The organism is Streptomyces sp. SID13666, assembly GCF_010548325.1.
GTDB lineage: Bacteria > Actinomycetota > Actinomycetes > Streptomycetales > Streptomycetaceae > Actinacidiphila > Actinacidiphila fildesensis.
Genome location: NZ_JAAGLX010000004.1, coordinates 61,549 through 75,794 on the forward strand (window position 1 = coordinate 61,549; position 14,246 = coordinate 75,794).

The window sequence follows — 14,246 nt, forward strand, 5'->3', positions numbered from 1 at the left end:
CTCCGCCCCGTCCCGGGAGCGGACCCCCGGGTCCGGCCCCGGGCGGCCGGGGTGGGCCGGCCGCCCGGTCGAGGTCAGGCGCCCTGGACGGGGGCGGCCGCCACGGGGACGAGCCACGGTTCGTGGGTGGCGCCCAGGCGGGCGTTCTGGACGTCCCAGGTGCCGTAGCGGGGATTCACGTCGATCTTCATGTCCTTGCCGGTCTTGGCGAGCAGCTGGTTCAGGGCCGCGCTTCCGCCGTCGCTGCCGGGCTCGACGCCGAGACTGGAGATGATCTTGCCCGCCTCGACCTGCAGCCGGCAGAAGGCGTCGATGTCGGAGGGCGCGACGTTGTACTTCTCCAGCAGCGCGGGCGCCAGCGCGTCCGGCCCGCCGGACTGGGCCTCCAGCGCCGTCCGCATCTGCCCGACGTCGGAGCGGGTGACCGTGACCCCCGCGTCCTTGGCGACGCGGTCCAGCAGCCGGGTCACCACCATCGTGCCGAGCGTCTGGCTGGTCAGGTCGCTGCTGCCCTCGATGAGGGCCGCCGCCTGGGGCGACTTCTCCTGCGCGGTGCGGACCGCGTTGACCTTCGACTGGAGGTCCGAGACGGAGATCGTCTCGTTCTCCACCACTGCGGCGGCCCCCGCGTGCGGGGTGCCGCACGCGCTGATCACAGGGGTCATCGCCACGAGTGCGGCGGCGGCGAGCGAGACGGCGGTGCGTCGGCGGACCATGGTGCCTCCCGGCATGGGATCGAGCGGCGGTGCTTCGACCTTGCGAAGATCGAGGATATGGAGCGGACCGCTTCGATATCCAGCACTCCGCCGAACTGGGCCGTGTCCGGCCGAACCCGAACGGCTCAGCTGGTGGGCAGCTTCTCGTTCGGGCAGGTGTTCAGCTGCTTGCGCATCGCGTCCTTCTCGGCGGCGGTGACCCACACCCCGTACTTCTTCTTCACCGCGACCTGCCGCGCCACGTACGCGCACCGGTAGCCCTTGTTCGGCGGCAGCCACGTCGCGGTGTCGCCGTCGCCCTTGGAGCGGTTGGCGGACGCGTCGGCGGCGATGAGGTTCATCGGGTCGTTGGCGAACTGCACCCGCTTGTCGGTCGTCCACTGCCCGGCGCCCTTCTGCCAGGCGTCGGAGAGCGCGACCGCGTGGTCGATGTCGATCGTGCTCTTGCCCCGGGTGTAGGTGAGCTGCTGCCCGGTGTACGGGTCGTCCAGCTTCCCCGAGGTGACGACGCAGTCGCCGCCCTTCTCCACGCGGAACGTTTCCGCGGTGAGGTCGCGCTTCAGTATGTCGTCGCGCGTCCCGCAGCCGTTGTGGTCGGTGTCGACCCAGGACTTGCCGAACTTCTCCCGCGTGTAACCGGTCTTCGGCGCTCGTCCCTTGACGGTCAGGGAGTCGACGGCGGCCAGCGCGCTGCCGCCGGGAGCCGACTTCCCCGGTCCGTTGCCGTTGCCGTTCCCGGCACCGCCCGCGGTGTCGGCCTTGCAGCCCGCCGCGCCGAGCAGTCCGGCGACCGCCAGCCCGCAGAGGAGTATGTGTGGTGCCCGTGCCCCGCGTTTGACCATGCTCGCACCTTATGGCGTTGACAGCCCGGCGTCCGGAGCGGCCCGGTCGGACCACCCATCTGCTCGCCTCATGCCCGCACTTGGCCCAGCCATGCCAGGGTGCGGCGCAACTCGACGCAGAACGGATGGTGCGGTCCGTGCACGCGGTCGGCGTCGTAGAGGAGCCGTGCGAGCACCTCCCGGGCGGTGGCGCGGTCGCCGACGGAGAGCAGGAGGTTGCCGATCCGGCGGCGGATCTCCAGCGGGACGACCGGGTCGGTGGCCGCGTACCGCTCGAAGTACGGCAGCAGGGTGCGGTATTCGCCGAGGGCGGCGCCGGCCTCGCCGAGCTGTTCGAGGCACTGCGCCGCCTCGTAGCGGAACTGCAGGACCTGCCGGTCGGCCGGACCGCTCTGGGTGGCGAACTCGTCCGCCAGCCGCCGCAGTTCGGGGAACGCGCGGCGGAACTGGCCGTCCTCCATGAGCGTGGCGGCGTACTGCTTGCGCAGCATGCGCACGATCGGTGAGTGCTCGCCGTGCTTCGCGGCGGCGGCGGGCAGCACGCCCCCGAGGATGTCGACGGCCTGCGTGATGCGGCCCGCGTCGAGCAGCCGTCTGACCTCGTCGACCGCGGCGGCGATGTCCGGCCCCGCCGGCGGCGTCGGCGTGGTGGAAGGCGGCGTCGACGGCATGGCCGGCACCTGGACACCTTCCTGGCCGGTACCGGGCCGGTCCGGCCAGGGGGCGTGCGGGCGCAGGAACGGGCGGGTGGGGTCCATCGGCCCGGGCGGGCGCTGCGCGTGCGCGGTCCCGGCGGACGGGAGCATTGACGCGAGTTCACCGTAGACGCGCTGGGCGTCGGCGGGCCGGTGCTGCGGGTCCTTGGCGAGCAGCCGCAGGACGAGGGACTCCAGCGGCGCGGGCACCTCGGGCCGCAGCTGGCGCAGCGCGACCGGGGCCTCGTAGAGATGGCGGTGCAGGACGCCGAGCGCGGTGGAGCCGTGGAACGGGACGTTGCCGCTGAGCAGTTCGTGCAGGACCACCCCGAGCGCGTACAGGTCGGTGCGCGGTCCGACGGCGCCGCCCATCGCCTGTTCCGGCGCCATGTACGCGGGGCTGCCGATCGGGGTGCCGGTGTGGGTGAGGCGGGTGGTGTCGGTGTCCATGACGGACGCGACGCCGAGGTCGAGCACGACGACGGTGCCGTCGGGGCGCACCATCACATTGCTCGGCTTCAGGTCGCGGTGCACGATCGGCACCGCGTGGACGGCGGAGAGCGCCGCGCACAACTGGGCGGCGACCGCCACCGCCCAGGGCCACGGGTAGGGGTCGTGCTCGGCGAGGTGGTCCGCCAGGTCCTGGCCCTCGACGTGCTGCATGACGAGGTACAGCTCGTCGCCGTCGGTGCCCGCGTCATGGACGGTGACCAGGCCGGGGTGGTCGACCTGGGCGGTGACCCGGCACTCGCGGTCGAACCGCTGGCGCAGCTCGGCGACGTTCTCGCCGCCCGCGACCTTGTCGGGGCGCAGCAGCTTCACCGCGACCCGGCGGTCCAGTCGGCGGTCGTACGCCGTCCAGACCTGGCCCATGCCGCCCTGGCCGAGAACGGTGGCCAGCTCGTACCGCCCCGCGACGAGCCGGCCGTTCACCGGCCTTCTTCCTTGCGGAGGTAGTCACTCAGCTCGTCCAGCTCGGCGCGGACCTGGTCGATGCGCGGCGCGGGCGTGCCGGCCGGTCCCGGGGTCGGCGTCGCGGCCGGGTCCGGGGCCACCGGAGCGGTGGGAGCCGGGGTGGAGGTGGGGGTGTCCCGGTACGGGTTGTAGTCGGCGCGCGGGGTCGGCAGCTGCGTCTGGTGCACCTGCGGCTGCACCTGCCGGCGCGGCGGCTGCGGGGCGGCGTAGGGGAACTGCTGCTGCCCGTACGCCCTGGACGCGTTCTGCGCGTCCACCTCCCGGAAGTGCCGGATGTCGGAGACCAGGTAGTACACCGCCACCGCGATGGCCTGGATCACCAGGATGGAGACCACCGCGTTGTCCCGCGGGCTGTTCCTGTTGCCGCTCTCGCCGCTGTCGCCGCCGTTGCCGAGGAGCGCCACCAGTACGACGGTCAGGACGAAGCTGGCGCCGCAGAGCACCCAGTCCACGGCGTTGCGCCGGCGCAGCAGGGCGACGCGCAGCAGCGGCGCCCAGGCGAGCATTCCGCACGACAGCACCGCGAGCAGCACGAACAGGACTCGCAGCCCGGAACGTGTGCCGTCACTCGGCTGGGGCGGCACGATGCCTGGGCCGTTCATGGCTGCTCCTGAACAAAAGTCTCGGCTGGAAGAGCGAGCGTATCGGCAGGGGCGGACGAGCGGTCTGGCGATGCCACAACAATTCGGACCGGACCACACCCCGCACGAACACCGTGCACCCCCGCCACCGTCCGGCCGACGGTCCGGCCGCTGTCACCAAGAGCGACGCAGACTGCGATACGAGTGGTTGCGGTGACCGGAGAACGGCCGGCCGAACCACATACCCGCGCCACTCACGTATCTTTTCGTGGCGGGCGTGCACCGGCCGAGGGTGCCGCGCGTCTTCCCGTGCGAAAGGAACGCAGCATGGACATGGCTACCGCGGCCATCCCCGCCCAGCACGGGAACAGCTCCTCTCCCGGCAGCCGCTTGCAGCGCCTCTTCCGCCCCCGGCTCGACCCGTACTGGCTGGCCGGCGCGCTCTTCGTCGCGTACGCCACCCTGTCGGTGTGCCGGTTCCGGCGGATGGCGACGATGTCCTGGGACCTCGGGATCTTCGAGCAGGCGATCAAGTCCTATGCGCACTTCCAGGCGCCGGTCGCCGATCTCAAGGGCCCCGGGACCAATATCCTCGGCGATCACTTCAGCCCCATCACGGCCCTCGTCGCCCCCTTCTACCGGGTCTTTCCCACCCCGGTCACCCTCCTCGTGGTGCAGGCCTTCCTCTTCGCGCTCTCCGTCGTCCCGGTCACCCGGGTCGCTGCGCACTTCCTCGGCCGCGGCCGGGGGCTGGCCGTCGGTGTCGCCTACGGCCTGTCGTGGGGGGTGCAGCGGGCGATCGAGTTCGACTTCCACGAGATCGCCTTCGCCATGCCGATGCTCGCCTTCTCCCTGGAGGCCGTGCTGCGCAAGCGGTGGAAGACCGCCATGTGGTGGGCGCTGCCGCTGATCCTCGTCAAGGAGGACATGGGCGCGACCGTCGCCGCCATCGGTGTCGTCGTGCTGCTGCGGACCCGGCGCGAGGATCCGCGGACCGCGTCGTACGCGATCTGGCTCATCGGTTTCGGTATCGCCTTCGCCGCCATCGCCTTCGGCGTCCTCATCCCCGCCTTCAACAACAGCGGCGGCTACGACTACTGGAACAAGCTCGGCGGCAGCGGCGCGCCCGTCGCCGGCACCATTCCGCCGGACACCGCGCTGCGCACCCTGTTGTGGATCCTGCTGCCGACCAGCGGGCTGCTCGCGCTGCGCTCCCCGCTGCTGATCGCCGCGCTGCCCACCATCGGCTGGCGCTTCATCTCCCACGACGACCACTACTGGGGCCTGGACTGGCACTACAGCGCCGTGCTGATGCCCGTCGTCCTCCTCGCCCTCGTCGACGCCGTCAACGAGTCGCGCAACAGCCCGCGGGGCTGGCTGCGCTCCTACGCCTCGCAGGTGCCGGCCGCCGTGGCGGCCGCGGCCCTGGCGCTGAGCACCACCCTCCCGCTGGCGGATCTCACGCACACCGCCACGTACCAGCCCGGCGAACACGTCAAGGCCGTCGAGAAGCTGCTGCGGCAGATCCCGGACGGTGCGAGCGTCGAGGCCAACGTCGGGCCGATCAGCAGGCTCGTCAACCGCTGCACCGTCTACTGGGTCGGCGGGGCCAAGAACGTCGTCCCCGACTACATCGCGATCGACAACGGGGACGGCTGGGTCCCCGACCCGGTCGAGTACGCCCACCAGCTCCATCCGTCGGCGGCCTACACCCAGATCGCCAACAGCGAGGGCTACGTCATCCTGCGTCGCGCGTAGCCGGGGTGAGGGCGGGCTCCTGGGCGGGGGCCGGCTGCTCGCGGGTCAGCAGGATCCGCCGGGAGAGCAGGAACGTCACGGGGATCGCGGCGGCCGCCGCGATCAGCGGGGCGGGCTTCTCCCCCACCCCGCACCACTCCACCAGGACGTACATGCCGACCGAGGTGACGGTGAAGTTCGTCAGGTTGGTCAGCGGGAAGAACAGGAACTTCCGCCAGGTCGGCCGGGTCCGGTAGGTGAAGTACGTGTTGAGGAAGAACGAGCCGATCATGCTCAGCACGAACGCCACGACATACGCCGGGTAGTAGGGCATCCAGCGGTGCAGGAGCAGGTAGCAGCCGTAGAAGGTGCCGGTGTTCACCACACCCACCAGGCCGAAGCGCACCACCTGGAGGAGACGTACGGGCATCAGCGCCGGCCCTCCGACGCGGGCGCCGGGCGCTCCGCCAGCAGCGCCGCACCGCTGGCGGGGGCGCTGTCCGGGCCGCCGAAGGTGGCGGGCGGCACGTTGGTCTCCTTCACGAGGAAGTGCGGCCGCCGCTTGGACTCGTAGTAGATACGGCCGATGTACTCGCCCATCAGCCCCAGCATCATCATCTGCAGCCCGCCGAGCCCGACGATGGCGACGATCAGTGTCACATAGCCGGGCGCGGTCACCCCGCCGACCACCGCGGCGACCGTGACCCAGGCGGCGTACAGCCCGGCCAGGCCCGCCAGCGCGAGGCCGAGGTGGATCCCCATCCGCAGCGGGCGGTTGTTGAAGGAGATCAGCCCGTCGATCCCGTAGTTGAGCAGCGCCCCGAACCGCCACTTGGTCTCCCCCGCGGCGCGGGCGGCGTTGCGGTAGTCGAAGGTGACGGTGTCGAAGCCGATCCAGGAGAACAGCCCCTTGGAGAAGCGGTTGTACTCCGGCATCGACAGCAGCGCGTCGACCGCGCGGCGGGAGAGCAGCCGGAAGTCACCGACCCCGTCGGTCAGTTCGACGTCGACCCACTTGTTGACCATCCGGTAGTACAGCCGGCTCACGGTGCTGCGGACGAACTTGTCGCCCTCCCTGGTGCGGCGCGCTATCACCTGGTCGTGGCCGCGGCTGAACAGCTCCAGCATCCGCACGATCAGCTCCGGCGGATGCTGCAGATCGGCGTCCATCAGCACGACGGCGTCGCCGGTGGCCTCGCGGAGCCCCGCGAGCATGCCGGCCTCCTTGCCGAAGTTCCGGCTGAACGAGACGTACCGGGTGCTGCCCACATGCTGCTCGGCCAGGCGCCGCAGGCGTTCCAGCGTCGCGTCCGAGCTGCCGTCGTCCACGTAGCAGAGCTCGTACTCGACGGGGAGGAGGTCCAGGGTCTCCCGGATCTTCGCGTCGAAAAGCTCTACACCGGATTCCTCGTTGTAACAGGGAACGACAACGGACAGGCGCATGGATTCACTTTCCGTGGGATACACGGAAATGCTGCCCGCGGTACACGACCCCCGCGCGGCCGCCGCGCAAGGGCCACATGACGGCGATCTGAACGCCACGTGACTCACGGCGCGGCGGCGCCGGTTGTGTATCGGTTACCCCTCGGAAACCCGTCGGTCGGGTCTCAGTTGTCGAGAATCGTGGTCAGGAACTCCGACGTCCAGAGCAGGAGTTCCCGTCCGACGACCGGTGTGCCGCCGATCTTGGCGGTGGTCGGGCGCGGTACGAGGACCTGACGGGCCGCGTTCTTCAGGACCGTGCGCGGGTAGAGCCGGTTCAGCCGCAGTTCCTGCGACTCGCGCAGCTCGACCGGGCCGAACCGGACGTTGCTGCCCGCCAGGGTGATGTCGCTGACCCCGACCTTGCGGGCGAGCAGCCGCAGCCCGGCCACCAGCAGCAGGTTCTCCACCGGCTCCGGCAGCTTGCCGTATCGGTCGGTCAGCTCCTCGCGGACCGCGGTGATGTCCTCGTGGCTGTTGGCGGCGGCGATGGCGCGGTACGCCTGCAGGCGCAGCCGCTCCCCCGGTGCGTAGTCGTGCGGGACATGCGCGTCCACCGGCAGTTCGATCTTGACGTCGAGCAGTGTCTCGTCGGGCTCGCCGCCGTCCTCCAGGGCCGAGCGGTAGTCCGCGACCGCCTCGCCGACCATCCGGATGTAGAGGTCGAAGCCGACGCCCGCGATGTGCCCGGACTGCTCGCCGCCGAGCAGGTTGCCCGCCCCGCGGATCTCCAGGTCCTTCATCGCCACGTACATGCCCGCGCCCATCTCGGTGTGCTGCGCGATGGTCGCCAGCCGCTCGTGCGCGGTCTCGGTGAGCGGCTTCTCCGGCGGGTACAGGAAGTAGGCGTAGCCGCGCTCGCGTGACCGGCCGACGCGGCCGCGCAGCTGGTGCAGCTGCGAGAGACCGAAGTTGTCACCGCGCTCCACGATGAGGGTGTTCGCGTTGGAGATGTCGATGCCGGACTCCACGATCGTCGTGGAGACCAGCACGTCGAAGCGTTTCTCCCAGAAGTCGACGACGACCTGCTCCAGCGCGTTCTCGCCCATCTGCCCGTGCGCGGTGGCGATCCGCGCCTCCGGCACGATCTCGCGCAGCCGCGCCGCCGCCCGGTCGATCGACTCGACCCGGTTGTGGATGTAGAAGACCTGGCCCTCGCGCAGCAGTTCACGCCGGACCGCGGCGCCGATCTGCTTCTCCTCGTACGGTCCGACGAAGGTCAGCACCGGATGCCGCTCCTCCGGCGGGGTGGTGATCGTCGACATCTCGCGGATGCCGGTGACCGCCATCTCCAGCGTGCGGGGAATGGGGGTGGCGGACATCGTCAGCACGTCCACGTTGGCCCGCAGCTTCTTCAGCTGCTCCTTGTGCTCGACGCCGAACCGCTGCTCCTCGTCGACGATGACCAGGCCCAGGTCCTTGAACTTCGTCTCGGACGAGAACAGCCGGTGGGTGCCGATGACGACGTCGACCGTGCCGTCGCGCAGCCCCTCCAGGACGGCCTTGGCCTCGCTGTCGGACTGGAAGCGCGACAGCGCCTTCACCGTCACGGGGAACTGGGCGTAGCGCTCGGAGAAGGTCGTGAAGTGCTGCTGCACCAGCAGCGTGGTCGGGACCAGCACCGCGACCTGCTTGCTGTCCTGGACCGCCTTGAAGGCGGCGCGGACCGCGATCTCGGTCTTGCCGTAGCCGACGTCGCCGCAGATCAGCCGGTCCATCGGGACCGACTTCTCCATGTCCTCCTTGACCTCGGCGATGGTGGTCAGCTGGTCGGGCGTCTCCACGTACGGGAAGGCGTCCTCCAGCTCGCGCTGCCACGGGGTGTCGGGCCCGAAGGTGTAGCCGGGGGCCGCCATCCGCGCCGAGTAGAGCTTGATGAGGTCGGCGGCGATCTCCTTGACCGCCTTCTTGGCGCGCGCCTTGGTCTTCGTCCAGTCGGCGCCGCCGAGCCGGTGCAGCGTCGGGGCCTCGCCGCCGACGTACTTGGTGATCTGCTCCAGCTGGTCGGTCGGCACGAAGAGCCGGTCGCCGGGCTGTCCCTTCTTCGCCGGCGCGTACTCGACGAGCAGGTACTCGCGGGTGGCGCCCTGGACGGTGCGCTGCACCATCTCGACGTAGCGGCCCACGCCGTGCTGCTCGTGCACGATGTAGTCGCCGGGCTGCAGGGTCAGCGGGTCGATGGTCTTGCGGCGCCGCGACGGCATCCGCCCCATGTCCTTGGTGGAGGACTTCTGCCCGGTGAGGTCGGACTCCGTCAGCACGGCCAGCTTGAGCCCCGCGTCGATGAAGCCGTGCTCGATCGAACCGGTCGAGACATGGACGACGGACGGCTCCAGATCGGCCAGGTCCATGTCCAGGCGGGCCGCGATGCCCTCGCCGCCCAACACCTCCACGATGCGGGCGGCCGGGCCGTGGCCCTCGGTGACATAGACCGTGCGCCAGCCGTCGGCCAGCCAGCCCTTGGTGTCGGCGAGCGCGCGGGCGGTGTCCCCCCGGTACAGCTCGGGCGCGCGCATGCCCAGCTGCAGGGTGTCCTCGTCCAGCTCGGCATCCGCGGCGAACTGGCTGATCGACCACCAGGGCGTGCCCAGCTGCCGGGCGTGGTCACGCACATCGGCGATCGACCACAGCGAGGCCGCGCCCAGGTCCACCGGCGCCACCCCGCCACCGGCGGAGGCCGCCCAGGACGCCTCAAGGAACTCCTGCGACGTGGCGACCAGGTCGGAGGCGCGCGTCCTGACCCGCTCCGGGTCGCAGACGACCGTCATGCTCCCGGCCGGCAGCACGTCCAGCAGCAGCTCCATATCGTCCACCAGGACCGGAGCCAGCGATTCCATGCCCTCGACGGCGATGCCCTCGGCGATCTTGTCGAGCAGTTCGTTCAGCTCGGGGTGCCGGATCGCCAGCTCGGCCGCGCGCGCCCGCACCTCGTCGGTGAGCAGCAGCTCCCGGCACGGCGGTGCCCACAGGCCGTGCTCGGCGATCTCCAGCGAGCGCTGGTCGGCGACCTTGAAGTACCGGATCTCCTCGACGTCGTCGCCCCAGAACTCCACCCGCAGCGGGTGTTCCTCGGTCGGCGGGAAGACATCGAGGATCCCGCCGCGCACCGCGAACTCGCCACGCTTCTCGACCAGCTCCACCCGGGCGTACGCGGCGGCCGCCAGGCCGTCCACGACCTCGCCGAGATCCGCGCTCTGTCCGCTGCGCAGGGACACCGGCTCCAGCTCGCCCAGCCCCTTGACCTGCGGCTGCAGCACGGAACGGATCGGCGCGACGACGATCTTCACGGGCCCGGCCGTCGGGTCGTCCGCCCGCGGGTGTGCGAGCCTGCGCAGCACGGCGAGCCGGCGGCCGACGGTGTCGGAGCGCGGCGACAGCCGCTCGTGCGGCAGCGTCTCCCACGCCGGGTACTCCACGACGGAGTCCGGCGGCAGCAGCGACCGCAACGCCGCGACCAGGTCCTCGCTCTCCCGGCCGGTGGCCGTCACGGCCAGGACCGTACGGCCGGTGCGGGCGGCGAGGGCCGCCAGCACGAGCGGCCGGGCGGCGGCAGGCCCCACCAGGTCGACGTACGGGCGATTGCCGTCGGTACCGGCCTTGACCGCTTCGGCGAGGGCCGGATCGTTCACGACGACGTCGAGCAGACCGTTCAGACTCATGAAGGGGTTTCCGTCCCAGGGCTGGACAACGCGAACGCCCGACACGTCAAACGGGCCGGGGTTCTTCCAGCGTACGACGCCCCACCGACAGTCGCTGCCGCTCGATCACATGTGACGCACCGAGCGACGACAAACGGCGGCCCCGGAACGCGGGGGGTTGCGTTCCGGGGCCGCCTGGTAGGCAGTGGGGAGACTGCCTAGTCGGAGGCGATCGCGTTGAGCACGTTCATCCGGCCCGCCCGGAAGGCGGGGACCAGCGCGGCCACCAGGCCGACGAGGGCCGATCCGAAGAAGACGATGATGATCGTCCCCCACGGGATCTCCAGGACTCCGAAGCCCACGGTGGCCATCAGCCGCTGCGCCGAGATGCCCCAGCCCATGCCCAGGCCGAGGCCGACCAGGGCGCCGAAGAGGGCGATGACCACGGACTCCAGCCGGACCATCCGCCGCAGCTGGCGCCGCGACATTCCGATCGCCCGCATCAGGCCGATCTCACGGGTCCGCTCGACGACCGACAGGGCCAGCGTGTTCACGACGCCGAGGATGGCGACGACGATCGCGAGGCCGAGCAGCCCGTAGATCATGTAGAGCAGCTGGTTGACCTGGCTCTTGATGAGGTCCTTGTAGTCGGTCTGGTCCCGGACGGTGAGCTGCGGGTAGTCCTTGACCGCTTCCTTGAGGGACGCGGCCGCCTCCTTCGCCTGGCCGTCGACGGCCTTGGCGAACATGATCTGGTCGGGCGGGAACTTGTCGGCCGGCAGGAACCGCTTCGCGGTGGCGATGTTCGTGTACATCGCGCCCTTGTCGAACGTGGTGTCGTCCGACGTGATCGCGGCGACCTTCAGCTTCGCGGTCTCGCCGCCGACGAAGGCGACGGTCAGCTCGCTGCCGATCTTGATGCCGTGATCCGTGGCGAAGCCTTCGTTGACCGACATCGAGTTGTCGCCGTAGGCGTCGGACAGCTTGCCCTGGACGGCCTCGACGCGCAGGTCCCGCGCGTAGGTGGGGCTGGCGGCCGTCAGCTGCTTGGTGGAGACCTTGCCGTCCGGGGTGGTCAGCTTGGCGTTGGTGCCCGTGTAGTCGGTGACGTGCTCCAGGTGACCGGCCGAGTGGATGGCCTTGGCCAGCGAGGGGCTCAGCGGCTGCTGGTTGTCGGTCTGCAGGATGAAGTCCGCGCCGACCGACTTGTCGAGCTGGTCGGTGGCCGAGGCCACCATCGAGGTGCCGACCACGGACAGTCCGGCGACCAGCGCGAGGCCGATCATCAGCGCCGAGGCGGTGGCGCCGGTACGCCGCGGGTTGCGCAGCGCGTTGCGCTCCGCGAGGCGGCCGACCGGTCCGAAGAACCGCAGCGAGACGGTGCTGAGGGCGCGGACGAGCACGCCGGCCAGCAGCGGGCCGACGATCACGAAGCCGATCAGCGTGAGGAGCACGCCGAAGCCGAGGAACGAGGAGCCCTGGGACGCCTTGTCCGCCTTGCCCGCCGCGACCAGGGCGGCGCCGCCGGCCAGGGCCACCAGCACACCGATGGTGGCGCGGACCTTGCCGGCCTTGCCGTCCGCCGGAGTTCCGGCGTCCCGCATGGCGGCCATCGGGGAGATCTTGCCCGCCCGCCGGGCAGGCAGCGCGGCGGCCAGCATGGTGACGATGACGCCGATCCCCAGCCCGATGATCGGAGTGGCTGCCTTGATCGTCAGCTCGGAGGTGTCGAGGTGCATGCCGAGCTTGCCCATGAGCTTCATGAGCAGGACGGCGAGGCCGATGCCGCCGCCGATGCCGAGGATCGAGCCGGTCACGCCGAGCAGCAGTGCCTCGAACTGCACGGACTGGTTGATCTGCTTGCGGCTGGAGCCGATGGCCCGCATCAGGCCGATCTCGCGGGTCCGCTGGGCGACCAGCATCGAGAAGGTGTTGATGATGAGGAAGATGCCGACGATCACCGAGATGAAGGCGAAGCCGAGCATGACGTACTTCATCGGGTTCAGGAACGAACCGATGCTGTCCTTGGCCTCGGCGTTGGCCTCGGCGGCCGTCTGGATCTTGTAGTCGGTGCCGACCGCGGCCGTGACGTCCTTCTTCAGCTGCTCGTCGCTGACGCCGCTCTTGGCGGTCAGGCCGAAGTTCGTGAACGCGTCCGTGGTGCCGAGCAGCTTGCTCTGCGCGGTCGGGGTGTCGAGGTAGATGAGCGCGGCACCGGGGTTGGTGGTCTTGAAGGTCGCGATGCCGACGATCCGGGTGCTGAAGTCACCGGGGGTGGCGATGACCCGGAGCGAGTCGCCGATCTTCAGGTCCTTCTTGGCGGCGGTGTCGGCGTCGATCAGCGATTCGGTCGGGCCGCGCGGCGCGTGGCCGGAGGTGAGCTCCACCGACTTCTTGCTGTCGCGCTCGTCCCAGTTGATGGCGATGGTGGGCGCACCGGTCTTGGAGCCGACGTTCTCGTTCTTGCTGTTGACGACGGTGATCTTGTCGCTGACCACCTGCGTCTCGACCTGCTGCACCCCGGCGGTCTGCTGCAGCTTCGCCAGCAGCGAGGCCGGAACGGTCTCCGGCTTGCCGGTCTCCTGGGCGTCGTCGACCTTCTTGGCGCTGACCGAGACGTCCGACGCCGTGGAGGCGAAGAGCTTGTCGAAGGTCGCGGTCATGGTGTCGGTGAAGACGAGGGTGCCGCAGACGAACGCCACCGAAAGGAGCACGGCGACGGCGCTGAGCACCATCCGGCCCTTGTGCGCGACAAAGTTGCGCATCGATGTCTTGAAGACGGTCACGACACCCTCCCACGGGCGTCGAAGGACTTCATGCGCTCGAGAACGGAGTCGGCCGTCGGGTTCGCCATGTCGTCGACGATGCGGCCGTCGGCCAGGTAGATGACGCGGTCCGCGTAGGAGGCGGCGACCGGGTCGTGGGTCACGATGACGATGGTCTGGCCGAGCTCGTCGACCGAGCGGCGCAGGAAGCCCAGCACCTCGGCGCCGGCGCGCGAGTCCAGGTTTCCGGTCGGCTCGTCACCGAAGATGATCTCGGGGCGGGCGGCGAGGGCGCGGGCGACCGCGACACGCTGCTGCTGGCCACCGGAGAGCTGGTTCGGGCGGTGCTTGAGACGCCCGGCCAGGCCGACGGTCTCGATGACGCGGTCCAGCCACTCGCGGTCGGGCTTGCGGCCCGCGATGTCCATCGGCAGCGTGATGTTCTCCAGCGCGTTGAGCGTCGGGAGCAGGTTGAACGCCTGGAAGATGAAGCCGATCTGGTCCCGGCGGAGCTGGGTGAGCTTCTTGTCCTTCAGCTTGGTGATCTCCGTGTCACCGACCCAGATCTGTCCGCTGGTGACCGAGTCCAGGCCCGCCAGGCAGTGCATCAGGGTCGACTTGCCGGAACCGGACGGGCCCATGATCGCGGTGAAACCGCTGCGGGCGATGTCCACGTCCACCGCGTCCAGCGCGACCACGCGCGTGTCCTCGGTGGTGCCGTACGACTTGGTGACCTGACGTGCACGGGCGGCAACAGCCGAACGCTCTCCGCTGCCCCCGGACTTGGGAATCGTTACAGCCGTTGTCACTGCTAT

At 70.3% G+C, this 14,246-nt stretch carries 10 protein-coding genes; 1 reads left to right on the top strand and 9 read right to left on the bottom strand.

The window, feature by feature from the left end; genetic code table 11:
• Positions 1-74: 74 nt before the first annotated feature.
• The 4 genes from G3I60_RS09265 to G3I60_RS09280 all read right to left on the bottom strand — a co-directional run bounded on the left by G3I60_RS09265 (position 75) and on the right by G3I60_RS09280 (position 3,830).
• The gene (locus G3I60_RS09265; protein ID WP_164296796.1) at positions 75-716 is read right to left on the bottom strand and encodes a SurA N-terminal domain-containing protein; all 642 of its coding nucleotides are present in this window, start codon (positions 714-716) and stop codon (positions 75-77) included.
• Between the two features lie 125 nt (positions 717-841).
• The gene (locus G3I60_RS09270; RefSeq protein WP_164296798.1) at positions 842-1,558 is read right to left on the bottom strand and encodes an HNH endonuclease family protein; all 717 of its coding nucleotides are present in this window, start codon (positions 1,556-1,558) and stop codon (positions 842-844) included.
• Between the two features lie 68 nt (positions 1,559-1,626).
• Complete coding sequence (locus G3I60_RS09275) at positions 1,627-3,186, bottom strand: serine/threonine-protein kinase (RefSeq protein ID WP_138356089.1); 1,560 nt, start codon at positions 3,184-3,186, stop codon at positions 1,627-1,629.
• Positions 3,183-3,830: a hypothetical protein gene (locus tag G3I60_RS09280; protein WP_164606975.1), complete on the bottom strand. Its 648-nt coding sequence runs from the start codon at positions 3,828-3,830 to the stop codon at positions 3,183-3,185. Before G3I60_RS09280 ends, G3I60_RS09275 begins: the two co-directional genes overlap by 4 nt.
• Before the next feature lie 306 nt (positions 3,831-4,136).
• Between G3I60_RS09280 and G3I60_RS09285 the strand changes: the two genes are divergently transcribed.
• Positions 4,137-5,567 carry a DUF2079 domain-containing protein gene (locus G3I60_RS09285; RefSeq protein WP_164296801.1) on the top strand — a complete coding sequence of 477 codons (1,431 nt, stop codon included), beginning with the start codon at positions 4,137-4,139 and terminating at the stop codon, positions 5,565-5,567.
• Here the strand turns inward: G3I60_RS09285 and G3I60_RS09290 are convergent.
• The 5 genes from G3I60_RS09290 to G3I60_RS09310 all read right to left on the bottom strand — a co-directional run bounded on the left by G3I60_RS09290 (position 5,548) and on the right by G3I60_RS09310 (position 14,240).
• Complete coding sequence (locus G3I60_RS09290) at positions 5,548-5,976, bottom strand: GtrA family protein (protein ID WP_164296803.1); 429 nt, start codon at positions 5,974-5,976, stop codon at positions 5,548-5,550. The two genes, G3I60_RS09285 and G3I60_RS09290, sit on opposite strands and share 20 nt — an antisense overlap.
• Positions 5,976-6,989, bottom strand: a complete 1,014-nt coding sequence (locus tag G3I60_RS09295; protein ID WP_164296805.1) for a glycosyltransferase family 2 protein — start codon at positions 6,987-6,989, stop codon at positions 5,976-5,978. The genes G3I60_RS09290 and G3I60_RS09295 overlap by 1 nt, the downstream gene beginning before the upstream one ends.
• A 164-nt stretch (positions 6,990-7,153) precedes the next feature.
• The gene (gene mfd, locus G3I60_RS09300; RefSeq protein WP_164296807.1) at positions 7,154-10,687 is read right to left on the bottom strand and encodes a transcription-repair coupling factor; all 3,534 of its coding nucleotides are present in this window, start codon (positions 10,685-10,687) and stop codon (positions 7,154-7,156) included.
• A gap of 197 nt (positions 10,688-10,884) precedes the next feature.
• On the bottom strand, positions 10,885-13,452 hold the full coding sequence (locus G3I60_RS09305; RefSeq protein WP_164606977.1) for an ABC transporter permease: 2,568 nt from the start codon (positions 13,450-13,452) through the stop codon (positions 10,885-10,887).
• A complete protein-coding gene (locus G3I60_RS09310) occupies positions 13,449-14,240 on the bottom strand; it encodes an ABC transporter ATP-binding protein (protein WP_138356083.1) in 792 nt (263 codons plus the stop codon). The genes G3I60_RS09305 and G3I60_RS09310 overlap by 4 nt, the downstream gene beginning before the upstream one ends.
• Positions 14,241-14,246 lie beyond the last annotated feature (6 nt).